We start from the raw sequence: 24,600 nt of genomic DNA, 5'->3' as shown, positions 1-24,600 counted from the left end.
CACCCCATACCTCTAAGAAAATTTTTGCCGGTAGGGACCCTTGGGTTCCGGCCTCATCCGGCAGACTGCCCGCCAATAACAATACCCGTCGACCGGACTGCAATGGATCGACATGGGCCTCTCAAATTCCAGGCGTATGCCTACCTGTCACAAAGCTCGTGCAATCTCATTTGCGCGCATACCCGCTTGCCAGGAGTCTTATGACATGAGGCCAGAAATCGCTGTGCTGGATATACAAGGTCAGTATCGGGTTTACACGGAGTTCTATCGCGCAGACGCCGCAGAGAAGACCATTATCTTGGTCAACGGCTCGATGGCCACGACTGCGTCGTTTGCACAAACCGTGAAAAACCTCTATCCACAGTTCAATGTGGTCTGCTACGACCAGCCCTACGCGGGCAAGTCCAAAGCCCACAACCTGCATGAAAAAATGCTCACCAAGGAAATTGAAGGGCAGATCCTCCTCGAACTGATCGACCACTTCGGCGCCGAACACGTGCTGTCGTTTTCCTGGGGTGGCGCGGCGACCATGATGGCGCTGTCGCAACGACCACGGCGCATCGAAAAAGCCGTGATCAGCTCGTTCTCCCCGGTGATCAACGCGCACATGCTCGATTACCTCGAGCGCGGCGTCGACTATCTGGGCAGCCGCGACGGCGACCGCGTTGGGCATTTGGTCAACGACACCATCGGCAAACACTTGCCGTCGTTGTTCAAGCGCTTCAACTACCGTCACGTCAGCTCCCTGGCCGAGCATGAATACGGGCAGATGCACTTCCACATCAACGACGTGCTGCACAGCGATCGCCAGTGCTATTTGCACGCGGCGAAGAAAATCGACGTGCCGGTGCTGTTCCTCAACGGCGAATGGGACGAATACACCGCCGCCGACGACGCCCGATTGTTCGCCGGGCACGTGCAACACAGCACGTTCAGCACCCTCCAGGCCACCGGCCACTTTCTCGACATGGAGCACAAAGCCGCTTGCCGAGACAGCCGCAACGCACTGTTGGGCTTCCTGAAACCGGCACAGCATGAAAGCCGACCGCGTTACCACTACGTCCAGGACCACCATGCATTGGCCATCTGAAACAGCGTCATCGCGAGCAAGCCCCGCGCTACAGTGTTGATCGCATTCCTGTAGCCGAGGCTTGCCCGCGAGCGACCATTACCCGGTCCTTGCCTTGTCTCATCTGCGCTAAACCCGTCTGGTGCAAAGAAAAACTTCATTTCCACGCGCACATCTGGTACAAAGTCACCGCTCTGAGCGGGTGTCGTATAATGGCATTACTCCAGCTTCCCAAGCTGATAACGGTTCTTATAGGACTACTCGTTTTGTGAGCAAAGAAACACGCGTAAGGCGGGTATAGTTTAGTGGCAAAACGAAAGCTTCCCAAGCTTTAGTTGAGGGTTCGATTCCCTCTACCCGCTCCACCTCCGCGCCTTGTATCTTGCGGTCTAGAGACCAGAACCCCAGATACTTTCCTGCTTAATCACAAGATTCCCGACTTGTGAACGATTAGCCACCCCCTCCTCATCGTTGCTCTCCCAAAACCAGTTTCTTGTGATGATGAGGCTCCGTCCTTCCCCCTCCAAAAAACACAGGCACGACTAAGCTCAACGATTTTCGTAACGACTAAACCTTCCGCTTCCACCGTGAACGAGGAGTAGCGTTAGAGCGTATTAATAACCTCAGAATCGAACGAACGATGAGGCACCTGATAAAAACAATATGCCTCTGACCATAAATAGTTGAACGACTGAATGCGACCTCAGCGACGGCGGTGTATATGGAGATGAGAGCTCGACATTTCCTGGCATTTACCAAAGAGCCATCTCTCAACACGGAGTATGGCGAACAGCCCCCCATTTCAGCCTACCCCACCAGCTCATAGCCACGCCTACCAATAGGCTCATCTACAGCCTGCCAAAGAATCGCCCCTTGTAGTGGTCAACTAATCCCGGACACGACGTTAAGTTTTTTCTCGGCCTGAGCCGGGGCCAGCCCATTATTGAACTGATGCGGTCTAATCCAGTTGTACCGATGCATCAGGTAATAGCTGATGTCGCGATTCGCTTCTTGAGCTGTCATGTAGCCCACGGTCGGTATCCATTCAGTTTTCAAGCTGCGAAACACACACTCCATCGGCGCATTATCCCAGCAGTTTCCACGACGGCTCATGCTTTGGCGCATGCGGTAACGCCAGAGCCGTTGACGAAACTGGCGGCTGCCATATTGGGCGCCCTGATCCGAGTGAAACAGAAGCCCTTGAGGCCTGCCACGCTGTTCGTAAGCCATGTCCAACGCCTTGATGACCAGATCCGCATCCGGCTTGTTCGACAGCGCCCAGCCCACCACTCGGCGCGCGTAAAGATCCATAACGACAGCCAGGTAACGCCATTCCCCTTGAGCCCAGATGTAGGTGATATCGCCACACCAGACCTGATTCGGCGCCGGCACATCAAACTCTCGATTCAAGATGTTCGGAATGTCAGGCCGTTCAACCGTCGCTTGTTTGTAGGCATGTGATCCAGGTTGTTTGCTGACCAACTCCAGCTCCCGCATCAGGCCTCGCACCTTGAACCGCCCAATTTGCTCGCCGTCTTCTTGCATCATCGACACGATGCTGCGGCTACCGGCGGCGCTTCGACTTTGCGTAAACAGTTCGTTGACTCGACTGCGCAACCGAAGCAGCTCAACGTCTGAAGTTCGGCGCCTGAGGCGGTGGGCGTTGTAACACAAACGAGCGACATCAAAGACTGCGCAAAGCCAATCGACCGGCTCTTGGGCGCTCAGTTGATCAGTCAGCGCGTGCGCTCGTGCTCTTCCGACATCAAGAGCGCGGCAGACTTTTCTAAAATGGTTTTCTCCCGCTCAAGGCGAGCGATTCGAGCTTCCAGTTCCTGGATTTTCTGCTGCTCAGGCGTGAGCGCTTTACTCTGCGGAGTAACGCCGGTGCGCTCCTGCTGAAGCTGGTTAACCCAGCGGCGCAACGCGGACTCGACCACACCAAGTGAGCGGCTGGCTTCGATATGGCTATAGCCTTGATCGAGCACGAGGCCTGCGGCCTCGCGTTTGAATTCAGCGGAATAAGAACGACGTTGTTTGGTCATCAGACACCTCTATCTGGCGAGCATTCTCGCCTAAATGTGTGTCCTGTTTCATTAGACCACTACACCTGAACGCCTTACTGAAAGACTCCAAGAAGTCAGGAGAGTGAAGCAATTGAGGCTGATACGTACGCACACGAAAACCAGCTCAACCACAAAGAAGCGGTAAAAAACGTCTTGTGAAAGCATTGAAGACGAGAGACAGAGGCGACCAGAGCGGGCATTTCTTCGCCTAGAGAACGAACAACAAACCTACACGCGAGTGTTTTTTATAACTTTTAGCTATAACACATGCAACAAAAAAGCGTGTAGGATTGTCGTCACGATCTTATACCTTGTTTCGAGATGAGTGTCAATATATGCCTATTGTTTTAAATAAAAATTCTTTGCCTTTCACCATCACGGCTGCCATTCCCGCCGACCCCGAAAGCGAAATCCGAGCGAGCTCGCCCTCACTTCCCTCTATGGGATCGATGGCTAACGGTCGCTTGGAAATCAACACCAGAGTTACAAAATGTGCGAAAGCTGGCGACCCCGAAAAAAAAAGAAGATGGGACTTAGAGCATCTGAGCTCAGATGCCGGGACGGTAAAACAAGAATCCCATGCTGCTCACCCTGCATTCCGCAAGGACGTATCATGAAGAACGTGCTTTATGTGAACGCTGGCTACCCTCGCCTGTATGAAATGGCGACAGGAGAGCCTATACAGGCGTTTAATACTTTTTCAGATTATATTTGCAATCAAATCAGACACACTTTCTCCGGAGATGTACCAGAGCAGTACACTTATAACCTAGGTAAATTCTTCGACTTCTGCTACGAGACAGGCGTAATGGGCGCAACTCCCTTGGATGAGGAAGCCGCGCAGAAGACCATTAACCTGTATTATGACTTCCTCACCAAAGGATCAGAAAGCAAAGATTATGTCATAAGGAAAGCCGCGCTAGCTCTGAAAAGGAATCCAATTTCATCCAATAGCGCAAATACTTATATCGCCCCGGTTAATAAGTTCTTACACATTAGCCAAGCCAAGCTAAAAGATAGCGCCAGACTTCTGCAAATTCTGACCGGCAACAACTCCTTTGCCAACATCAAGGCACTGCCAGTTCTGGAAGATCGCACTCGCACCGCCGCTGAAATGGCACAGATTTCAAACAGCACTTTGAAGTTTGGCAGGTTGTCAGAAACTTACAACAACTTAGCTGCAGGGGGCATTCCGGGAGGAAAAATCGCTCATAACAACCTACCAAAACACTTCCCTGTAGAAAAAATTCTGCTTCTACTGAATGGCATCAAAGACCCGATGCACCGCTGCTGCGCGGCACTTATGGCTTCTGGCGGAATACGCCAATCAGAATTATGGCCGGTTAGGCTAAAGGATATCGATGAGAATGCTCGAACAGTCCAGATAGAAGATCCCAACTTCCATCGCAACCCTGGTGCCGCCAAATCTCACATAAAAATGCCATTTAAAGGTCGTTTGACCGCAGCCGTCATACTTTTTGAGCCATTCAAAAGCATTTTCTTTGAGGCCCTAATAGAATACCTGCAAGTACGCCCCACTACCGATAGCGAGTACCTGTTCGTATCTGACAAAAAAGAGACCTACGGAATGCCACTGCTTACCTGCCAAAAAGCAAATACGACAAACAAGCAACTGAACAGGTCACTAAAAAAAACACAAAAAAAGCACTGGCCAGATTCCCCCCCAGAGGAAATATACGCATCGCATAGCCTGCGGCATTTCTATGGGACATGGGCTCGAAACTTTATATATATCCCTGGACGACCAGCGCTCGGACTAGACCTTGCCGAGATTCAGATAATTATGGGCCACAAAGACATAAAGTCTACGGAAGTTTACGCGAAACTCTCTGAAGAAAACTTGATTGCTGAAATTGAGATTGCAGAGCGGAATAAGAATTACTGGGGAAAAAACTGCCACATCAATGAAATTCGCGCACTTGTATATATTGACCTAGCTAATGAATTAAGGACGCGAGGCACTCATGATTAATTTTGGCACCCGAGTAGAAGTATTTAACGCTCCAAACATAAGTTTGGACATCGGAGATGCATTGAGCTCTCTTGCCAAGATGATCAGAAATGAAATGGGCGCAAGGTTTGCGTTCGACCCGATGGCACTCAATGCGCAGGGCAGAAATAGATTTGCTCTTCTGACGCTGGAAAACGCGCGGTCATTCTATGAGTTCGAGCTTGACGACCTTCACATAATGTACAAACTTTGCATCAAGCCTAAGCCTCAGCGCAATGAAATATCCGAGCTTTACTCAAAGCTTGTAGGTCACTGGCCAATAATGTTCGAGGACGCACTTGGACTGAGGACTTCCCTGAGAGGAATGTTTGTGATCCTCTGGGCTAAAGGTAAGGTAACGCTCCCTTACACGTTCACCACGGAAGGAGTGTCAATAAAATTCCCGCTACTGGATAGTATGACAAAAGGATTCATATTCGACATTGCATCAAAGCGACCAGCAGTCCTCATATCCTCAAGGGTGTTTCAGTATAGAACGAACTGGCATTCTGCACATCAGGTGTCGTTCGACTCCGCCTGGAATGCCGCCCCATTCGTTTGTTCTATTCCAGACAATAACTCCAACGATTTCCGCTATATTTCATGGCTAGGAATATTCTCAACACTATTTCCAGAAAAAATTTCACCAACACAGCATTTTTATCTTGAAAGGTATCATCAGTACCTGTATTCACGCCAAAGCAAGTCCAACGCAGCACTAGAGTCCGCAATGACCTATGAGGAATTCCAGGCGAGTTACAATTGCACCCCCGAACAGGCACGCACAATGTCCGCAAAGGAACGCGAGCATAGCCGCAGAGTGTATCAAGCGGAACTCGTTAGAAAAAACCCTAAATCGAAGGCTTCTCAGCGAAATAAAAACATCGAAAAACTTTTACTTGACTCGAACATACACACCCCCGAAGACTTAGCATTATTGATTAAAAAAGCAACCAAATCTCTTGGTAATTTCGACTGGCTAAACAACCAACATTACCTCGGGCGCGAGCATATAAACATTGATGAACTTTGCGTCGCCTGGAAAGCATCGGCAGAAATGTATATGTCTTACCTCAAATCAAAAGGCACAGCCACTAATACTAGGAGAGTCAAGGTAAAAGACATAAACATGATACTTGACTATATCTTTTGTTATCTTCCGCTATGGTTCGAGCATAATCCAAAGACACCGATCAGATTTCCAAAAATGATATCTGACTTTGAGAGGGTCTTGTTCTGGAACAATCATATTACCGAAGAGGACAAAAAAAGTTACCTATTTCAGGCTGCCGGCCTGCAAAGCGACATCGTACTTCCTCTCACAGCAATACAGTTTTATTCACGAGCATACAGCAAAAAAACGCAAGCATCCTTCGTTGCAAACATCTTTGAATTTTTTGAGTTTTGTCGCGCCAATAAAGACATAATCAATGTACGAGTAAATGGTGCCGTTGATACCGACTTCACCAACCCCGTAAACATCCTCATTGATAGAGAAGGAAGCGGAAGCCGAGGAACGAGTGACAAGGTAGCCTTACCTCTGGACTCTACAATTATAGCCAAAGCATATTTCCAGGCTATTAATGATATTGGCATTGAAGTACGAAATAAAATTTTAGCATCCGAAATAAGCCCCTCCACCGTGAATAGTATCAGGGGACTTGCATGGATCCAACTCAGTGAGCTCGGGCTCTCATACACGATGAAAATTCAAAGTTCAGCCAACAGCGAGGATTACTTAGAGATCCCGTTATTGAAAATTGCCAATGTTTACTCATGGTATAAAGGTAAGTACGCAGGATTGAGTATACCAACATATGTTCCATGGATAAGCATGATCAGAATGCTATCCATTGCTCTATATGCGGGATTACGCATGCAAAACTGCCAGTGGTTAGATCTGAGAAATTTCGACAGATATCTCAGAGACCCAGATGGCGTGCTGCTGTCATCTTGCATGATGTTCGTGAATACCGATAAAAATGGTAAAGAACGGCCCTCAGTCGTTTCACTTGAGGTTATGCGGGCCCTACAGGATGAAAAGGAATTTCAAACCAAAATCTATACTACCCCTGTAAAACCTGTGTTCTATGAGAATGATTCCAGCGACCCTCAAAAGTATGGTTTGATTCATGCTTTATTCCGGAGTCCATGGACTGATTCCGGCATGCCATTTTCGGACAATTCCTATACTACAGTTTGGCCAAAGATCCTTTTAGGAATTGAAGAAATTTACAACTCAATTGTTCCTAAGGATCGTCATCATGCCTTTGTAACTTACGGAACCGATGGAAATTTACGGGCTATTCACACACCGCACGCTTTGCGCGCAACGTGGATTACTCACATGAAAATCTACGGACATCTAAAAATTTCGATCATCCAGGGACAAGTGGCTCATGAGAATGAATACACAACAAACTACTACGTTGTTCCCAACTCGAAAGAGCTGATGGAACAGGTAAACATTGCTAACTCATCTGTGGAGTCAAAGGCTTGGCAACGGTTGCATGGCATTACCAATTTTACAGCTCATCCTATTTCTGCCATTTCCCGTGAATGGAGCAGAGATCGGGATGCTCTGGCAAAAAATCAAAACTTCATCAGTGTTACATCAGCTGTGATCGAGTCCGAAATCACAGGAATGCAGCTCATTGCGACTACAGACAAAAATCCCGTAGCATTTTACACAAACTGCGTGTGCATTAAAAATGGCGAGTGCCCCAAACAACTAATTAACTTCACAGGCCGTGAGCGTATTTGCGGACTATGCCCTATTGCAATATTTGGAGTGGATCATCTACCAGGAATCAACTGCATTATGAGAACCCTAGCAGCAAGATCAGAACAACTTGTGCAAAAGCTTCAACATTTGAAATCGACCAACGCCCATCCCGATGAGATTGAGAGTATTCACCACGAATTGACAGTTAGCAAGCTTGAACTGGCAAGCTATTATCACATTACTCAATTGCTAAATAAGTACCTAGAATCGTCTAAAGATAACGGCGGCATGTTTAGTAGGCTACGAGACCTTAATAGTTATGTAAAGCACGAAGTTAACATGAATAATCCTGCTCAACGTGTTATTGCCCAAGTCCTCGACAGCTCTCTTTTTCCCCAGTTCGCAGCCGAGGGCTATCCACATCTCATCCAGAAAATCGCTAAGAGCCCTGAATTGCTGCAGATGGCGTTGAGTGATCCAGAAACTAAAGCGATGTACACCGCTCAAATTTTCACAATTATGACCACGATGGGAATCTCCTTGGGTGAACTCAGCGCAAAGATCGAAGATAGGCACATAAAATTGCTGGATGCAGCATAATGAACACCGAAAATAACCGTCGACCGCACCATAAAAAGGAGCAATTGAAGAGCAACTTATCCCGCCTTCAGGCAAGCTTGAAGGCTATGGTGAAAGACGAACGCACCTTCGAAAATAAATCCAAACTATCAGCCAAGCTAGGGGAGGAACTTGATTTAGACCCCTCTCTTTTCAGGAAAGCTGACAGTGAGCATCGAAAGGTGCTGAATCAATATCTTCAAGTACTTGTCCCAACCACCAAAGCCGTAATAGCCGACGTTCAAATGGAATTGAAAGCTCTGCGCAGCAAGGTGACGGAAAAAGATCAGAAGATTAAGGTTCTAAAAAACATCCTTGCCGAACGGCCTCCGACTCAAGTTATTTCACCGCCAGAGAAGAGTACGGAGAACTACTTCTTCGAATATGAAGCAACTTGCATGCTTATTAAAGACATACTTGATAAGAATCCTAATTTTAAGTTTATAAACAACGAGCTTTATGATGAAGCAACATTCTCCGGCCAACCGGAGATTATTTCCACAAGTAAGAGAACCAATGCCTATTTGAGGTGGGAACTTGCACGAACAAACACTGAAAAGCGCCTTGAACAGCTTGATCCTGAGAAATAGGCACGCCAAATTATTGAAAGAAAAGGTACTCGAGAAAATGGAATCCGGATATCCGTTCCAGAGTCATAGTAATGGATTGAATTTGTCATGGCTGGCCAAGGAGCTAGGCACCAGCCGTCAAATATTTTATCCAGGCAGAGGGTCTAGTGAACTGATCTCAGTAGTAGAATTACTAAATAGGCATCGTCACGAACTTAATTTACTTCCAGCGAAGGATATCAGTACGAACCAGGCAGTAAATAGAGTACGAACACAACTCATGCAGGCCAAGGAAGAAAATGAAGATCTGAAAAAGCGTGTACGTCAACTTGAAAAAATTAACGATACCATTTTCACAAATTCTCTGCTGACTGACCTTACCAATGAAGATCTACCTAGTAACTGATGTCAGCCATCGTGTTGACGGTACCAGTGTTGTGCACTGCGTTGTGCCGGATAATCAGCGCTTGCTGACGCTAAGGCTAACTAGTTGCCCTAACCTACCGCCAGTAATCGCTGGCACCGCATATCACTTCACTTGGAAACATCATCTGGGGCGCAAAGAAATAGTAACCGCAGCGCCTGCGAGCACCCCAAATAAGTTATGGCCTCATATTGTTTCCAATAACTTCTATGCACAAGATTTAAGATTACCAAGTAAAGTTAAGTCAATCTTGCTAAGCATAGACGCAGATATCTCCCAAAAACTGATAGAAGATTTTTCCCAGCAAGCCTTTGGCTTATTCGAGCAATACGTACCAGAACCATACATAAGCGAGCTAAAGTTCTGTTGCCGGCGCTTTAGCAATTTACAGACAGCGTTAACCTCAATGATGCAGGCGGGTATCACTCAACAGGCTTGCGAAGCCATATACGACCTGTATGGTGAGGCTTATTCTGAAATTATAAAATCCCCAACTAGACTGATGGAATTTCAGGCTTCAAATGCAAAAGTAATAAGTGACGAGTGTAGAGCACTCAAATGGCTAGATCAAAACGCTAATTGCGGCAGCACTATAGTGAATAGCTCTGACATCCCAGTTGAACTCTGGGAAGCGGTCAATTGGTGCAAGCAAAATAAACTGGTCATTGGCGGCATAGAAAAACTTCAACTCGTTAGTCATGCAGTACAGCAACGACTACTTCGCATTGAGATCCAGCGCGTTTGTCGTGGATTCTTTCCAAAACATTCCAACTCAGAAATAAACTACGCGTATTCGCGCTACTCAGGCCTCATGGGTATTCTTTACGAACAAAGCTTTTTAGAAGCCGTGTCAACTTCTGTAAATTCGCGATTTTCTTATATATCTTCAGATTCAGCGACCACCATACACCAGTACATAACCGAAGCATCGGCCATACTTCAACTACTGGGAAACCCTCCTCCATACCTCGTTGTTCGGAACAAAAATGATGCGCAGCGTTACTTTACCGCAGATGCAGATCTCACTTACTTAATGGATCTCCCGGAGCCAGACTTAATCTACAGGACAGTTATCGTCCCTGACCTCCATCACTACACTACCGGCGATTACCATCAACTATTCCGCAAACTTACTGACAAAGATAGAATTGTAGCGATATCTAACCTTGCTGCTGCAACCGAATTCCATGTCGGCACCCAAATTGCCAGGCAACTCGCCGCGTATTTTCCAAGCGCGAACATCACTAGCGCTACGAACACAGCAATATTAACAAATATCGAAATCTCAGATCTTGACATACAAGAGCTCGCATTAGAGCTTAACAGGGAGAGGACGCTTGTGGCTGTTTGCGACCACCCTGGCGTGATTATAGCGGTAAACAATATTTCGCTTCACATATCTGAGGACGTCGTATTGATATCCGCCGGTTCTATTTTTAGACGAAATGATAAGGTCACTATCCACTCACCTACATTGGGGTCTGAGCCTTCAATTTTTTGCAGGTTGCTCTCCACGAACGACAAAGGCGTTTATGCAGAGGCTCCTGGCGGCTACATACGTATTCCATCATCCTTGTTAAATAAGTCCTTCGTGTCACCTGGATTTGCAATGACACCAGAATTGGCATGCAGCATAGGGATTAAGGATGCTATATTGGTTTGCAGAGACACTAACAAAGACATGCTCATACGCATGTTACTCGACATCAAAATAACAATAAAAAAGTGCTTAACATATAGCTCTATCGACCTCCCGGATCAGCTCCCTTGCTCAATCCAGAGAATTACTCCTATTGTTGAGTAATAGTAACTGAGCACGGAGGTCTTTCGATGGATCCCGATGAGGCTTGTCCTCAATTATATAAACGATTGATGGTCGCGCCCTTAAGACTGCAGTGACCGATAAATATGCCCAGATTACAGCTTGGAGCCGACTAAGCGTCCAAGCTGCCTTTCGATACGTTTGCTTCCAAACCCTCGACCCCCAAGTATTTACAGTCGCCGCAGCCCAGCCGGGCCAGCATCACACCACCGTTCGAAGCAGATCGGAGAATTTTACACAGAATAATGGGAGTTTCGGAAGAGCACCCTCTGGAATAGCACCGACGCTGGAACAACAATGGCTACTTACAGTTATTCGGTTCACAGGCGGGCTTAATAGCTTCAAAGATCTGGCTTCTATGCACTTCGAAATACTCGATCAAATGGTAGAGTCGATGAAATTGATCTGGCAGGGTACTATCACCGAGGGATACACCATGCTAGAAATGTCGCTTCACTTGTGTAAGAGATGCTCAGTTGACTATATGAGCTTGGCCTTTAGTCCGAAGGAGCGATATCAACACCAGCCACAGTAGCCACCTCTGAGTGAACCGTGCGATGAAGCTTAGGCTAGAACTCCCCTGTCCAATCGCCCGATAAGATCCAAGACTGCTTCTGTTTCCACTCTCGTCTTTAGCATATCCAACGGGCGCTTCGAACCAAGCCCTCGAACTGGCGAATTCATCCATACTGTTGCAGCAGCGACATCGTTTTTGAATAGGGAAAGAGCCTCCTCAATGACAGCTACCAATGCGACGAGGCGGTCGCTTTCTAAGGAACTGAATTGTCCTGCTTTCGCCCTTCGCGCCAAAGTTGTGGGCGACACGCAAATAGCCTTGGTGATAACCCCTCGCGGCATCTGAAGTAGGCTCGCTATCTGGTCGAGGAATTCGAAAGGCAGTCCTTCGCGAACCAGGTCATGAAGCCTGGTGCCGCGTGACGGCAGCCCTAGGTTCATCCAAATGCTTTGTGGAATCTGGGGCCCTGGTTGGTATTCCTTGATCGTTGACAGCACTTTCACCTCCATCTGAAAACCTACTACCAAGCCAGGCCTTTAGGCCCGAAGAAGCGACATCTCCAATCGCCCGACGCTTAGGTAAATCAGACCCGAGATGACGAGGAATCGATAGGTAGCGAAATCATCCTAACCTTTCGGCGGGCAATTGACATAGGGCACCGGAATTCTATGTACGCAGACCGGAATTTGGTCAGCGCTTCCTAGCCAAAGCAATCACCGGAACTTAGTGAGCGGCCCGATTTACATGGCCTGCAGCCGACCGGAAACGAATATCGGGGGTTTTATCTCCCACCGTCCATCATCAGCATCCCTGGCCCGTTCGACGTGCAACGAACCAACATATACCGAGACAGGGCACCAGAATTTGATGAGCGGCGCGGTTTACGTGGCCCGCAGCCGGCCTGAATCGAATATCGGGGGTTTTATCTCCCACCCTCCATCAGCACCGTTCGGCGTGCAACAAACCAGGCTATCGACATAGGGCTCCGGAATCCTGACTACCGCTCTGAGTCGTCACCAGCTTCGTGAGTCCGTTACACATGCGTACAGAACAAACTCGCGATTGGCGGAAAGCCGGGCAATAGCCCGAAGGGGCGATAAGGTTTATAGCCTTGACTAGGATTGCAGAGGTTGTTCTAGCTTTAAAATTAATCCATGGTGATTTAGTACCGCCAGTGGCACGCAGCTCGAGCTGCTCCCACTAGTAGTTTCCAGAACATCCAAAGGCTCACCTCCTGCTGCTTCCATCAAACTGTTAGCTAGCCAAACCGCGTCAAGCATGCTGAACGAATAGCACATGAACTCGAATACAAGCTCTGCTCCACCGTCCTCAACTGTGTAGACGCCCACTTGCTCAGTTGTATCATTGGTATCTGTTGGGAGCTCGACAAAATAGACCGTACTTTCGGATCCGTGACAACTGAATTTCCCGTCAGCGGTGTAACTCCAATCTCCGGATACTCTTTTATGATATTTGCGCTCAAACATACTGTCCCGTGCGGCAGGCGTTGGTACAAATCCGGCCAGATTTCCCAACGTAATCAGGACAGCATCGTAAAGGCAGCGCGCAACCTCTTCAGCTACGGCGCTGGCGAACACGATTGATACAATATCTAAGTTTAGATTGACAGTATTCTCGCCCTGCCTGGAAACCTGACATGGATATTGGTCGTTGTACTCACGATCGCGCCAGCATGTAAAATCGCGAGCTACAAGAAATATTTCTGACTGCCCTTTACTTTTGCCCACAAACACCGCCATAAACTATGATTCTTAAAATCAAATCGGATGTTTTGGGGCAATCTTTAACGCTGAAGGGAAATAATTTTCCGTAACAACGAATTTTGTTAAAGATGATTGCAACATAGCGCTTCTCCCGTGGCAGCGTGGTCGGGCCCAAAACCCCATAAAATCAAGACCTCTATCTACGTTACGAGGTTGTCGAGCGCCGACGGAGTACGAGTAATGGAGATGCATAAGGGCTACCTATGCGGAGGTTGGCCAAGAGCTAGGAGCGTTTGTTGCGAGAAATCCAAACGCTGCTTGGGCATCGTGGGGTTCAACTATGATGCAAGGCAGCTTGAACGAGATGCAGGGTTTGCTGCGTGCCCTTCCCTGCTTTCCGGTCTGCAACACTTCAACGTCAGGAAATGGCATAAAGGCCTCTACGACGATCAGCCGAAAAGTCTGAAGCAAACTGTCGAGTCGTTAGGTTTGGAATGGCTAGGTACCCACCACCGAGGGATAGACGACGCAAGAAATGTGACTTCCATCGTGAAGGAGATACTTAGCTAATTGATGAGCCGGGCCATTGGCCCGAAGTATCGACCTTCCCGTTGAGGCCACTTCATACCGCAGCCTAGCGATGGATATGCGATGACTCGAGCTCAGAATGAATTGAACACAACCTCCCCTCTCACTGCCCACGAGGTCTGCCAAGTGCTGACGGACGTCGCGCTCGGCAAACGCATCATGATGCGAAGCACCATTCAGTCATGGAATGAGATCTACCACGGCCTTATGCCCGTGGAGATTGATGGCTGGCAGCTAACGCTTTTCAATGACTGTGACACCCTGGACTACTGCGAATACTGCAGGTCGCCTGATGGCAGAGTCGGGACACTCGATCTCTGGCAGCGCGACGGAGCCGATCCTATCGAGCTATTGAGTGCCTGGGTGTAGACGCTGACGCCTAATTGACCCTCTTGCCGACGCAAGGCTGCCCTACTCTTGGTAGACAGAAATCCAGCATAGGCAATGGTTCGCGAGGAATAAGACTGGGGCAGTGACATCTCGGCCACTGGGTCAATTCGGCGTCAGCACCAACAGCCAAGCAGGTCTTGGGCAACAAAGCGAAAGCAGATATTTGGCTAAATCAACCGAAAACCCACCTTCGGTGGGAGAACACCATTAGTGCCTGCTCACACTGAAGCGGGATACGAACTCGTAAAGGCTGATCTTGAGAGAGTCGGTCACGGGTACGCCTGGTAGCACGTGCGCCTGGGACAGCTCAGCGCACGTTTTCTATGGCACCCTCTATTGCATCATGTGAAAAGGGTGCTTCACGTATGAACTTAAGAGCTAGGCGCCCTGGCTATGAGCCCGTGTTGACTGTACCGACCAACCTCTCCAACAGTTTGCGCCCTACTAAAGGCAACGTTTCTATCTCACGTATGCAAACGTACATTTTTCGTGTTGCCCACTCGTCCGAAAGAGGAATCCAACGTAAACCCATGCCTTCACAAAAGTTCAGCGCTACAGCCAAAGGCATTACACCTATTCCCATACCGGCCTGAACAAGCTTAGACACCGCATCAAAGCTGCGGACTTGAACTCTCATCTTTAGACGCTCGCCAAACTCAGCAGCACAGGCAGCCATCCGTTTGGTGATAATCGCAGACCCATCTAGACCGATCAGATCGTATTTAAGCAGCTCCGCGAACTCGACTTCAGCACTTTGCAGCGCGTGAGAGGCCGGCAAGATAGCTACGAGTTTGTCGCTCCGATATTCAAAGCACGTCAGATTGTCGGTAGCCACTCCCTCCATGATGACACCGATATCGGCACGCCCGTCATGCAGCGCATCCACAATGTCTTGGCTCCGGTTCTCTACCATCTCAATTTTCACATCGGGGTACATATTCGCAAATGTTGCTAGATCATCCGGAACGAACTGAGTCATTGCAGACGTGTTTGTCTGAATACGAACATGCCCCCTGACCCCCTCCAAATAGTCAGAAAGATCAGCCTGCAATTTTTCCGCTTGACTTAATAACAAACGAGCATGATAGGCGAATGCTTCACCAGCAGGCGTTAGCGTTACCCCCAGAGAAGAGCGATAGAGCAGTATCACGCCATATCTCTGTTCAAGCATGGCAATCCTTCGACTCGCAGCCGCCAGTGCAATGTGCGATTGGTGCGCTGCTTTCGACAGACTTCCGGTCTCAACCGCTCGGAGAAACAGTGCCATAGAGAGTAAGTCGGGAAGAACGATCACTGCACCACCTTGTTCAGCGTCGAGGGTTGATATGAGACTTTTAAAGCCATCAATTTCTAAGGCATTTTCGCCACAGCAAGTTCTTCGTTAGCGCAACCAAAGCATTCTCTACAACAAGCCAAATATCACGCAAAATGCAGATGTTTTTGAAAGTCAGCCCACACCTTAAAAAGCCGATGGCATTGGATTCTAGCTTAGACGTTATGAGTAAAGGAATATTTACTTCATTAATCCAGCATTAATAACAGGTTAATGGCGCTGCGATCTTGGCGTAGCCAATTTGCGGACAAATAACAAGTGGGCCTTACTTTCTAAAAAACACAGTCACAGCAATCCTATTTGACGCCTCTGCTCCCAAAAACGGAGTTGTTGTCGCATTCGAAGTAACGCGCTACAAAATCCATGAATATCCCAATAGGTGCAAGAACCTGTAGGAGCCTACGATGAGCAACCCAGAGTCCAATATTAGCTCCTGGAGTATCGATACGGACGTAAACCACGCCAGCCGGCTGCATACTCCGCATCGACTCAGGGACGACTGCTACACCGGCTCCGGCCGCGACCAGATTTACAGCGGTTGTCATTTGTGGCGCCTCTTGAATCATGGCAGTACTTAATCCGCTAGCGAGGAATATCGCCATGACAGAGTCATAGAACCAACTGCCATTGGATCTTGGGCACATCACAATCGTATCGCCAGCCAACCGATCCAGCTTCACGCTGGCTTCGTCGCAGAGTGAATGATTTCTTGGCAGCGCGACCCACATCGCCTCCATGGGCAGTGCAAACATCGTGAGTTCCTCACGCTGCTGAGTACACGGGCGTAGAAACGCAACGTCCACGCGACCTTCGTTCATTTCCTTAAGTAACAGATCAGTCGAAAGCTCGATAAGACTGATTTCGACGGAACGATGAGCCTGCCGAAAACCACATAGGATTGACCCGACGTGCGGATTGAACGACGCCGCGCTGGTAAACCCTACCCGCAGACATCTCGCTTCACCGCAAATGGCTGAGTGCACAGCCGCACGACCTAAATCCGCGTCCCGCAACGCCGCTCGGGCATGCGGTAGCAATGCCCTTCCCGCCGAGGTAAGCGCAACTATACGACTTGTGCGAAAAAACAGAGAGGCTCCCAACTCAATTTCCAAGTCCTTAATTTGCTGGCTCAATGGGGGCTGAGCGATACCTAAACGCTCCGCCGCACGCGTGAAGTGAAGTTCCTCCGCGACGGCTAGAAAACACTTCAGATGTTTAAGATCCATATTCAAATTTAATCAACTGATCTATTTTTTCGAATTGGACTTTAGACAATCAGCAACATAGATTCACTTCTCGACGATTTACCACTAGGTTGAAACTCTACCCAGAGTGCAAACCCGTTGCTGCGCCATCGTCCACACCAGGTCATTCTTACAAAAATAATGGAGATACCTTATGAGATCACTACATGCCTATGCCTTATCGGGCGCAATTATTGCCTCGGTCGCAACATGGGGCTTTCTCCAATTCCCTGGACTGCTGATATGGGGCGCATTCATCAGTTGGGCAGCCTTTCTTCATTCAGGAGGAACTCGAGATAAAATCCCGACCACACTTTTATGCCTATTATTTGGCGTGATCATGGCTTGGGTCTTCGCGTTGTGCTTAGCCAGTGGTTTACTAATATTTCCGGTGCCTATCGTGGCAGCTTCACTAGTAGCTATTTTGGCCCCGTGCATGATCTGGGCATCTAAACTTCCTCTGCTAAGCGTAGTTCCGGCAACCTTCTACGGTTTTGCCGCAAGTTTTGCTTACCTCGCTCAAACGCCTGGAAAATTTACGCTGGAAACCATTACATCGATCAGCCTGGAAAACGTCTTAATTGTCGTACCTGCATCCGTATGCATAGGGGTTGGCCTCGGCTATCTGCAAACGATCTTTGCGGCATCACTCATCGCGTCGTCTCGCCCTGAGGCAGACGCAGCCTGACGAATACCTCCCCTCCGGTCACTCTTGACTATCGCTACTGATATCAAGAGTGGTCAGCCTGGACTCATCTCGCCCGAGCCGTAGCGTCATGCCTGCGCCCCTTAGTTTCGCAGCATTTCATCGCAGATGACCTTCTCAATATGCGAAGCCGGGCTTGCAAACATATCAAATCCAGTAATCCGCTCATTGGCGTAGAGTAATGATATCTAAAACAAAACTTCGCAGCCGCTAGAAAAGCGCAAGCTGAAGAAGGAGATACCTTGAAGAGTTCTCTGCAATTACTTAACAGCCCCACCTCCAACCTCACATCGGCGATCTTCAATACAAAAATATTAACTTTAATTTTTTTCACTTCGCATCAGTCCTACTCATTTTACGAGACAGACACTAGCGCACAAGCGCCTTACCGGTGTTGTTTCGAACTCAACCAATATCACGTCTCATCGGCCGCACTGACAGCATAAAAACTAGAGCCGCCCTTCTGAAAGCTTACCGCGTAGAACTGCTACTTATTATCTTTTTCACACCTACACCACTGGATAATAAAACGCCCAAAATTAAATACTAGTTTTCTCTAAAACCGACAAAAAAAATTTCCTGCTCGTCTATACCAGAATATTTTTTAAACCCGCAACGTAATCGAAGTCGAACGGCAAATTCATCTCAAAATAAAAACAAGGAAACGCAGACAATGCTTAAAAAGAATAATAACAGGCACAACCTGAGCTGCTTGATATTAACCACTATAATGGCACTAACCTCATTTTCTGTTAATGCGATCGATGTCGACGCAGGTGATTACGAGGCGGCGGCACCTGGAACAAACGTGGGCTTGCTCTATCTTCAACAAGCTTGGCGAAACGAATCATATAACAACGGTAAGCGGAACTCTGGGGATAATGGTCTAGATAGCAGTGTCGGCATACTACGCGCGGTACACTTCACCTCAATAGGCGGCATGACAGCTGACCCGCAGATTTTAATCCCATTCGGCCGATTATCTGGTAAGGACGATATGTCTGAGCCACTTGGCAGTAATAGCGGGTTCGGAGATCCGATCCTTGCTTCTACGTTTTGGATACAAAACGATCCTAAAAATAGGTTGTACACAGGCATAACACCATATCTATATGTGCCGCTAGGCAGCTATGACAAGAAAGAAGCTCTGAACTTGGGTGAAAACCGCTGGAAGTACAACCTACAGTTTGGCCATGTTCGCCCCCTTTCGGAAAATGTGTCCATCGATCTGATTGGCGACGTTATGTTTTTCGGTGACAACACTGACTACGGCACTCGCGGGCAAACGCTCGAACAGAAGCCGCTAATTCAAGCTCAAGCGTGGTTACGCTACCACCTCACGCCGACAGCCGACCTGAGGTTCCTAGCGTCGAAGACTTTCGGCGGAGAGACGGAGGTGGACGGTGCCTCTCAAGACGACAGGACATCAACCACAAAATTAGGCATCGGTGGTTCATTCTTCATTGGCCCCAAGACCCAAATTCTTGCCATCGCTGGCAGAGACATTGATGTCGAAAACGGCTTCAAGGAAGAAGCGCGGCTAAACATCCGAATTCTCCAACTGTTCTGACTCCCGCAACAATTTAACTTATTCCAATAATGGGAAGGACACGACATGTCACTCGATAAGAAAACGCTCGCGACTATTCTTCGAGACTACAGCGAAGGTAATCTAGATCGCCGGGAATTTATGAAGCGCGTCGGCATGCTGGGAGTCTCGGCCGCGATAGCAGGTTCACTTTCCACGATTTACATGAACAATGTATTCGCCAGTTCAACCAAGGAAGTCGAAGCCGTCGAGACGGGTTATGATTACATTATCGTCGGCTCCGGCTCTGCAGGATCAGCACTTGCACATCGCCTCGCGACAACTACTGACGCACGTATTTTAGTACTCGAAGCAGGGGGAACGGACGACGTTCCAGAAATCCACGATCCGCGCCTGTGGGCCCAGTCTTTAGGCACCCGAGCAGCCAAGTGGTTCTCCACCACCAAGCAAGTGCACACAGCGAACCGTACCCATAGTTGGCCACGCGGCAATGTTATCGGAGGGACAAGTTGCCTTAACGCGATGATCTACGCCCGTGGCCATCATTCCGACTTCGATGGCTGGGCTAAAGATGGCTGCGTGGGCTGGGATTACCAGTCGGTTTTGGCTCACTACAAGGCACTTGAGGACTATGAGGGTGGCGCAAGTCAATACCGAGGTGTTGGCGGCCCGCTGTCCGTTACACGTCCTCAGCCAAACTTGCGTCATCCGGGGGGGCAGATGTTCATCGACGCATCGAAAGCCCTGGGTTACTCGGAAACTGAAGATTTCAATGGAGCACAGATGGAAGGCCCGTCCTGGGTCAATTTCACAATCAAAGATCAGCGTCGGCAATCCACGGGGGTGGCATTCCTGAAGCCCGCAATGGTGCGTAAAAATCTTACGGTACTGACCGATGCGCCGGTAACTCGTGTCGTAGTTGAAAATGGAAAGTGTGTGGGTGTGGAGTATCTCCATGCCGGCACGCCGCGATTGGTACGCGCCGACATGGAAGTAGTCTTAGCGGCTGGAGCTATTGATACTCCACGGCTATTGATGCTTTCAGGTATTGGTCGTGGGGCGGATCTAAAGTCTGTAGGGATCAATCCAATACACGAATTGGCAGGCGTTGGACAGAACCTTCAAGACCACGTGCTGGGGGGTGGCCCTAACTACGAATCATCGCAGCCGTTGCCGGAGTCGAATTACAACGCGTCTGAGGTGTATATGTGGGCAAAATCGGAGAACCATCTGCCCCGCCCAGACATGATTACACTCTATTTGAATGTCCCGTTCTCCACCCCCGCACTCCCCACGAAAGGCTTGAAAAACGGTTGGTGTGTTCTTTCTGGACTCGCGCGTCCCTCCAGCACTGGCACTATCCGCCTTAAATCGAACAGGTTTACCGACTCCCCTATCATTGATCCAAACTATCTAGCGACCGAACACGACCGTCGGATCTTCTCAAAGGCGACAGAACTGGCACGGGAAACTGCCATGCAGAAAGCATTTGACGCTGTACGCGCAAAAGAATGGTTGCCCGGCCCTGGCGTGAAAACGGGTTCCGCTGAATGGGATCAATTCCTCGCCAAATCCGCAAATACATTCTTCCATCCTTCATCTACTTGCAAGATGGGAGTAGACGCAATGTCCGTCGTTGACCCGAAACTCCGAGTCTATGGGATCTCAGGCCTGCGCATCGCTGACGCCTCGGTAATGCCAAGCATTACGACAGGCAACACCAATGCTCCATCCATAATGATCGGCTGGAAGTGTGCGGAAATGATTCGCGGCGTTGCCTGACGGTTGCTTTTAATTGGACTGGGTGGTGTCGAGACATTCGGCACCGCCTGACCGTCCTCATTAGAAATTAGGTAAGATGTATGTATCAGATCCTTTCGCGTCATCTGCTACTAGGTGTATTCATTAGCGCTGTCCTCACCTTCAACGCAACCGCAGCAGTTGCCGCCGACAATGAACGTGGTCGGGAAGTATTTAAGCTATGCGCAGGCTGCCATTCAATTGAACCGGGTGTAAATCTGTTCGGCCCGAGCCTTGCGGGAGTCTCTAATCGTGGCGCTGGAAAGTTAGAAGGTTATGATTTTTCGGACGAATTGGGAGCAGTTACTTTCAAATGGGATACAGCCCATCTCGATGAATGGCTGAAAGATGAACCAAAGAACATTGTTGCGGGTACACGGATGGAGTTCCCCGGCATCAGTGATCCAGAATCTCGTGCCGCACTGATCAGTTATCTTGAAACGCTGAGATAAAAGTGCGCTCAACTTTTCTTATCGTTGAGTCACATTCTTCAAATGATGGCCTCACAACTACCTATCATGGAATGCGACTCCCATTGGCTGGGTGTGTGCTCGCAGCTAAAATGCGCCACACTCAATCACTGGCAATTTAGGATGAAGTTGAGTCATTTTGAAATAGAGTGTTCCTCCAGCTAAAAGCTGCATTACATGCGGCCCTTCCTTCAAATGGCGGAAGAAGCGGGCTGCGAAAAAAAGCATTTCCGAAACGACGACCGACCTTGATGACTTCACGGCACCGGTCAACCGCCTGTCCACTGAGTGTCGTCGGTTCCCCAATCTTTGACCCACCACTGCATAAGCCCTAGATCTCAGTGGTATATCGAAGGGTAGGCAACTGCAAATAGTTGCTTCTCGTTGAAACCCGGCCTCGCGAAACCGAGGCCATTTCCAATTAGAACCGATGCCCCAGATCCATCGAAATCAAGGCCCTTGGAAGCGTCACTGATCCTCCGCAATCAGCAGAGGTAGCTGTGGGGCGGTTTGCTTAGTGTTCTACAGTCCCCCAATGCTGCACAGGGTGGATGGCTCGGTGTAACCTGAACAGACATTGCTAAAGAGGACGTTGCCAGGTGGGAGATCTAATTGGTGAGTTAGATGGTCAGCTCCTTGATGGCCTAGAGTTTTTGTGCCAAAGCCTACGCTTTGTTCGAGGTGCTGAGAACAGAACCTGGTGGCATCGAACGCCTACGACTGAGGTCGGGGAAGGATGAGAAACGTCTTCTAGACGAGATTTTACCAATCTGCCGCTACGTCCAGACATACTATAGACATGGACGCTACATTTCCGTTCGCTGGGTCAACGGAAGCCAGTCCTACGATGCGGAGCTAGTTCAATCCGGGGGCTATGTCACTCAAGGGTACTACGAGCAGAATGCTCTTCTCGAAATCACTAGCGCTATGCATCCAAACGAATATTTGACATGGGAGCTATTGAACCAAGGTAAAACTGTGTTCGCACCCGAAGGAATTGATGCAAAAAGAGGAACCCCTCTTACGTCGCAACCTGTGATTTTCACTAACTCCGAGCACGTGCTTGGATTCGTTCCTATTGTCGTTTCTTCTATCAGGCGGAAAACTGACATTCAGTATCCAGAAAATACGCCCCTGGTCGTTCATTGCCATCTGAATATCTTGTACGTTCCAAGCGATTGGCAATTACTCGCTTCTGAAGTCGAGCATGCTATAGTCAGTCGCAACGCCATTTTTTGAGGTACTTCTTATAGATCGTCTTACACATCGAGCGACTCCATTGGTATTGCAGTCGCTTTGATTCAAATTTCCCTATCTTCAATTTTTTATTCCACTGACGCTTCCAAAGAAGAATCACGAAGGAGGTAGATAATCACGTCCGATGAGGGATAAAAAAACGCTGACTAAAGTGTCAGCGTTGAGGAGAAAATACCAGACTAGAAACCTCGAACTGCGCGCAACTTCAATTTATTCACGTAGTTAAAGCAGCGGAATGCTATAGCTCACGATTAGTCGATTTTGATCCTGGTTACGAGCCGCCTCACTATTAGATTTAGCATTCCGCCAGCCTAATCCCAAGTTTTTTAACGCCCCAGATTGAACGACGTAGTCCAGACTAAAGTCTCTTTCCCACTCTTTCTGGTCATTACCGGATACCGTCTTAATGTTATCGCCGGATAGGTAAATGACCGACGCCTTCAGTCCAGGGATACCCAAAGCGGCGAAGTCGTAAGCGTACTGACCGAAAGCAGTCTTTTCCCCGGCACGGTTGAAGCTTTGGAGCATACGATCGGTATACAGGTACAGGCTTGAGCCACCGGCGCCTTTGTCTACCAAGCTCCCCTGATTGAGTTGAGTAAAATTGCTGCCATCCGAAACGCTTTGATACCCCGCCGTAACACCGTGTCCCCCCACGGTGTAAATTAGTGCAGCACTCCAGGTACGGTTATCGATCTCGCCATCGCCGTTTTCGGTGTAGCCACTTATTCTGTAGCCAGAGGTGCCGGAGCTATTCTCACCTGACGAGTCTGTCTTGAAGTAGCGCAAATCAGTTTTCAGGGATTGACTTTCAGAGATCGTAAGCGTGTAAATCAGTCCGAAAAAATGCTGGGTGTAGTAATCATCAAGATTGGCGTAGTAGTACTGAGCAGTCAGGTCTTTGGTGACCTTCCAATCGCCCCCAGCAAAGTCGAACTTATTGCTTTCACGCGTGCCGCCGAGGACGGAAAGCCCCGTTTGATCGGTCGAACCACGGCCCGTTGCATGCTCGATCCGTCCGCCAATCAAAGTCAGATCCTTGAACTCGCCTGAAGTGATCTGACCGCCCTCGAAGGTTTGTGGCAGCACGCGCGTGTCATTGGCGACCAAGATTGGAAGCTTCGGTATTAAAGTGCCGTAGCGAAGCTCAGTCTTTGACATTCTGACTTTCCCTGTGAGCCCCAGTCGGCTCCATTCGTCAACGGCTCGGCCGTCACTGTCAGAAGGAATCATTGTGCCGCCGACGTGCCGCCCTCTGCCGCTGTCCAAGGTTATGCCCATCAAGCCAAGAGCATCGATACCAACACCTAACGTGCCATCGGTATAACCGGATTTGTAGTCGAACATTAAACCTTGGGCCCACTCTTCAGTTTTAGATGGGGCAGCAGTGCCATCGCGGTTGTCGCTGTTAAAGTAAAAATTCCTCATACCCAAGGTTGCTTTGCTATCACTCAGGAAGTCAGCATACGCATGGTTACTCAGCGCCACACAGGCCAAGGCAAAAGTTGTGGACAATTCTTTTCTATTCACTAAGACGCTCCAATATTTTTTGTTTTTAAATGCAGAAGCACACGAACTGCCAGCCCACTTATTAGGACTTGACCGAGTCGATTAATAGTCTGAGCACCGACGCAGCACCCAGGACAAGGTTTTAACAACTATTGGAAATAGAGCCAGCACAGTTGGCCACCCAATTAAATTATCATTTCCTATAAAGG

The 24,600-nt window shown here is 48.7% G+C and carries 18 protein-coding genes and 1 tRNA gene; 13 read left to right on the top strand and 6 right to left on the bottom strand.

Going from position 1 to position 24,600, the window contains the following annotated elements:
* The first annotated feature begins 205 nt into the window (after window positions 1-205).
* Together QYH43_RS21375 and QYH43_RS21370 are read left to right on the top strand one after the other, a co-directional pair.
* Window positions 206-1,090 (top strand): alpha/beta hydrolase, encoded by an 885-nt coding sequence (locus tag QYH43_RS21375; protein WP_301158031.1) that lies wholly within the window; start codon window positions 206-208, stop codon window positions 1,088-1,090.
* Between the two features lie 270 nt (window positions 1,091-1,360).
* Window positions 1,361-1,434: transfer RNA gene (locus tag QYH43_RS21370), tRNA-Gly, on the top strand.
* Window positions 1,435-1,951: 517 nt separating this feature from the next.
* Here QYH43_RS21370 and QYH43_RS21365 read toward each other — a convergent pair.
* Window positions 1,952-3,114, bottom strand: a protein-coding gene (locus QYH43_RS21365; RefSeq protein WP_301158030.1) for an IS3 family transposase whose coding sequence is annotated in 2 segments (ribosomal slippage) — window positions 1,952-2,847 and window positions 2,847-3,114 — 1,164 coding nt in all. Because the reading frame shifts where the segments join, the coding sequence is not laid out codon by codon here.
* A 356-nt stretch (window positions 3,115-3,470) separates the two neighbouring features.
* Between QYH43_RS21365 and QYH43_RS21360 the strand changes: the two genes are divergently transcribed.
* The 6 genes from QYH43_RS21360 to QYH43_RS21335 are packed head-to-tail and all read left to right on the top strand — an operon-like array spanning window position 3,471 to window position 11,286.
* Window positions 3,471-3,752, top strand: a complete 282-nt coding sequence (locus tag QYH43_RS21360; protein ID WP_301158029.1) for a hypothetical protein — start codon at window positions 3,471-3,473, stop codon at window positions 3,750-3,752.
* On the top strand, window positions 3,749-5,128 hold the full coding sequence (locus QYH43_RS21355) for a site-specific integrase (protein WP_301158028.1): 1,380 nt from the start codon (window positions 3,749-3,751) through the stop codon (window positions 5,126-5,128). Before QYH43_RS21360 ends, QYH43_RS21355 begins: the two co-directional genes overlap by 4 nt.
* A complete protein-coding gene (locus QYH43_RS21350; RefSeq protein WP_301158027.1) occupies window positions 5,121-8,471 on the top strand; it encodes a hypothetical protein in 3,351 nt (1,116 codons plus the stop codon). The genes QYH43_RS21355 and QYH43_RS21350 overlap by 8 nt, the downstream gene beginning before the upstream one ends.
* A complete protein-coding gene (locus QYH43_RS21345) occupies window positions 8,471-9,079 on the top strand; it encodes a hypothetical protein (RefSeq protein ID WP_301158026.1) in 609 nt (202 codons plus the stop codon). Before QYH43_RS21350 ends, QYH43_RS21345 begins: the two co-directional genes overlap by 1 nt.
* The gene (locus tag QYH43_RS21340) at window positions 9,054-9,464 is read left to right on the top strand and encodes a hypothetical protein (protein WP_301158025.1); all 411 of its coding nucleotides are present in this window, start codon (window positions 9,054-9,056) and stop codon (window positions 9,462-9,464) included. The genes QYH43_RS21345 and QYH43_RS21340 overlap by 26 nt, the downstream gene beginning before the upstream one ends.
* Window positions 9,442-11,286 (top strand): hypothetical protein, encoded by a 1,845-nt coding sequence (locus QYH43_RS21335; protein WP_301158024.1) that lies wholly within the window; start codon window positions 9,442-9,444, stop codon window positions 11,284-11,286. The genes QYH43_RS21340 and QYH43_RS21335 overlap by 23 nt, the downstream gene beginning before the upstream one ends.
* 582 nt (window positions 11,287-11,868) lie before the next feature.
* Here the strand turns inward: QYH43_RS21335 and QYH43_RS21330 are convergent.
* Complete coding sequence (locus tag QYH43_RS21330; RefSeq protein ID WP_301158061.1) at window positions 11,869-12,261, bottom strand: antitoxin Xre/MbcA/ParS toxin-binding domain-containing protein; 393 nt, start codon at window positions 12,259-12,261, stop codon at window positions 11,869-11,871.
* A gap of 675 nt (window positions 12,262-12,936) precedes the next feature.
* A complete protein-coding gene (locus QYH43_RS21325; protein WP_301158023.1) occupies window positions 12,937-13,581 on the bottom strand; it encodes a hypothetical protein in 645 nt (214 codons plus the stop codon).
* A gap of 615 nt (window positions 13,582-14,196) precedes the next feature.
* Here QYH43_RS21325 and QYH43_RS21320 point away from each other — a divergent pair.
* Window positions 14,197-14,502, top strand: coding sequence for a hypothetical protein (locus QYH43_RS21320; protein ID WP_301158022.1), 306 nt, complete (start codon window positions 14,197-14,199; stop codon window positions 14,500-14,502).
* 412 nt (window positions 14,503-14,914) lie between these two features.
* Here QYH43_RS21320 and QYH43_RS21315 read toward each other — a convergent pair whose 3' ends face one another.
* Complete coding sequence (locus QYH43_RS21315) at window positions 14,915-15,817, bottom strand: LysR family transcriptional regulator (RefSeq protein WP_301158021.1); 903 nt, start codon at window positions 15,815-15,817, stop codon at window positions 14,915-14,917.
* A gap of 335 nt (window positions 15,818-16,152) precedes the next feature.
* Window positions 16,153-17,082, bottom strand: coding sequence for a LysR family transcriptional regulator (locus QYH43_RS21310; protein ID WP_301158060.1), 930 nt, complete (start codon window positions 17,080-17,082; stop codon window positions 16,153-16,155).
* Window positions 17,083-17,254: 172 nt separating this feature from the next.
* On the opposite strand from QYH43_RS21310, the gene QYH43_RS21305 reads away from it, so the two are divergent.
* The 4 genes from QYH43_RS21305 to QYH43_RS21290 all read left to right on the top strand — a co-directional run bounded on the left by QYH43_RS21305 (window position 17,255) and on the right by QYH43_RS21290 (window position 21,607).
* Complete coding sequence (locus tag QYH43_RS21305) at window positions 17,255-17,788, top strand: DUF1097 domain-containing protein (RefSeq protein WP_301158020.1); 534 nt, start codon at window positions 17,255-17,257, stop codon at window positions 17,786-17,788.
* Window positions 17,789-18,479: 691 nt separating this feature from the next.
* On the top strand, window positions 18,480-19,376 hold the full coding sequence (locus QYH43_RS21300; protein WP_301158019.1) for a transporter: 897 nt from the start codon (window positions 18,480-18,482) through the stop codon (window positions 19,374-19,376).
* A 45-nt stretch (window positions 19,377-19,421) separates the two neighbouring features.
* On the top strand, window positions 19,422-21,137 hold the full coding sequence (locus QYH43_RS21295; RefSeq protein WP_301158018.1) for a GMC family oxidoreductase: 1,716 nt from the start codon (window positions 19,422-19,424) through the stop codon (window positions 21,135-21,137).
* 80 nt (window positions 21,138-21,217) lie between these two features.
* Complete coding sequence (locus tag QYH43_RS21290) at window positions 21,218-21,607, top strand: c-type cytochrome (protein WP_301158017.1); 390 nt, start codon at window positions 21,218-21,220, stop codon at window positions 21,605-21,607.
* Window positions 21,608-23,104: 1,497 nt separating this feature from the next.
* Here the strand turns inward: QYH43_RS21290 and QYH43_RS21285 are convergent.
* Window positions 23,105-24,412 carry an OprD family porin gene (locus QYH43_RS21285; protein WP_301158016.1) on the bottom strand — a complete coding sequence of 436 codons (1,308 nt, stop codon included), beginning with the start codon at window positions 24,410-24,412 and terminating at the stop codon, window positions 23,105-23,107.
* Window positions 24,413-24,600 lie beyond the last annotated feature (188 nt).

The organism is Pseudomonas sp. C32 (assembly GCF_030417915.1).
Lineage (GTDB): Bacteria > Pseudomonadota > Gammaproteobacteria > Pseudomonadales > Pseudomonadaceae > Aquipseudomonas.
Note: the sequence above shows the minus strand (reverse complement) of the source record. Positions and strands in the feature narration are given on the sequence as shown.

Excerpts from the sequence above, each read along its gene's own strand:
- QYH43_RS21330 (WP_301158061.1), bottom strand. The coding sequence starts at position 12,261 with ATGAACCTAGGGCTGCCGTCACGCGGCACCAGGCTTCATGACCTGGTT.
- QYH43_RS21335 (WP_301158024.1), top strand. The coding sequence starts at position 9,442 with ATGAAGATCTACCTAGTAACTGATGTCAGCCATCGTGTTGACGGTACC.
- QYH43_RS21345 (WP_301158026.1), top strand. The coding sequence starts at position 8,471 with ATGAACACCGAAAATAACCGTCGACCGCACCATAAAAAGGAGCAATTG.
- QYH43_RS21300 (WP_301158019.1), top strand. The coding sequence starts at position 18,480 with ATGCTTAAAAAGAATAATAACAGGCACAACCTGAGCTGCTTGATATTA.
- QYH43_RS21360 (WP_301158029.1), top strand. The coding sequence starts at position 3,471 with ATGCCTATTGTTTTAAATAAAAATTCTTTGCCTTTCACCATCACGGCT.
- QYH43_RS21290 (WP_301158017.1), top strand. The coding sequence starts at position 21,218 with ATGTATCAGATCCTTTCGCGTCATCTGCTACTAGGTGTATTCATTAGC.
- QYH43_RS21310 (WP_301158060.1), bottom strand. The coding sequence starts at position 17,082 with ATGGATCTTAAACATCTGAAGTGTTTTCTAGCCGTCGCGGAGGAACTT.
- QYH43_RS21305 (WP_301158020.1), top strand. The coding sequence starts at position 17,255 with ATGAGATCACTACATGCCTATGCCTTATCGGGCGCAATTATTGCCTCG.
- QYH43_RS21320 (WP_301158022.1), top strand. The coding sequence starts at position 14,197 with ATGACTCGAGCTCAGAATGAATTGAACACAACCTCCCCTCTCACTGCC.
- QYH43_RS21355 (WP_301158028.1), top strand. The coding sequence starts at position 3,749 with ATGAAGAACGTGCTTTATGTGAACGCTGGCTACCCTCGCCTGTATGAA.
- QYH43_RS21325 (WP_301158023.1), bottom strand. The coding sequence starts at position 13,581 with ATGGCGGTGTTTGTGGGCAAAAGTAAAGGGCAGTCAGAAATATTTCTT.
- QYH43_RS21375 (WP_301158031.1), top strand. The coding sequence starts at position 206 with ATGAGGCCAGAAATCGCTGTGCTGGATATACAAGGTCAGTATCGGGTT.
- QYH43_RS21295 (WP_301158018.1), top strand. The coding sequence starts at position 19,422 with ATGTCACTCGATAAGAAAACGCTCGCGACTATTCTTCGAGACTACAGC.
- QYH43_RS21350 (WP_301158027.1), top strand. The coding sequence starts at position 5,121 with ATGATTAATTTTGGCACCCGAGTAGAAGTATTTAACGCTCCAAACATA.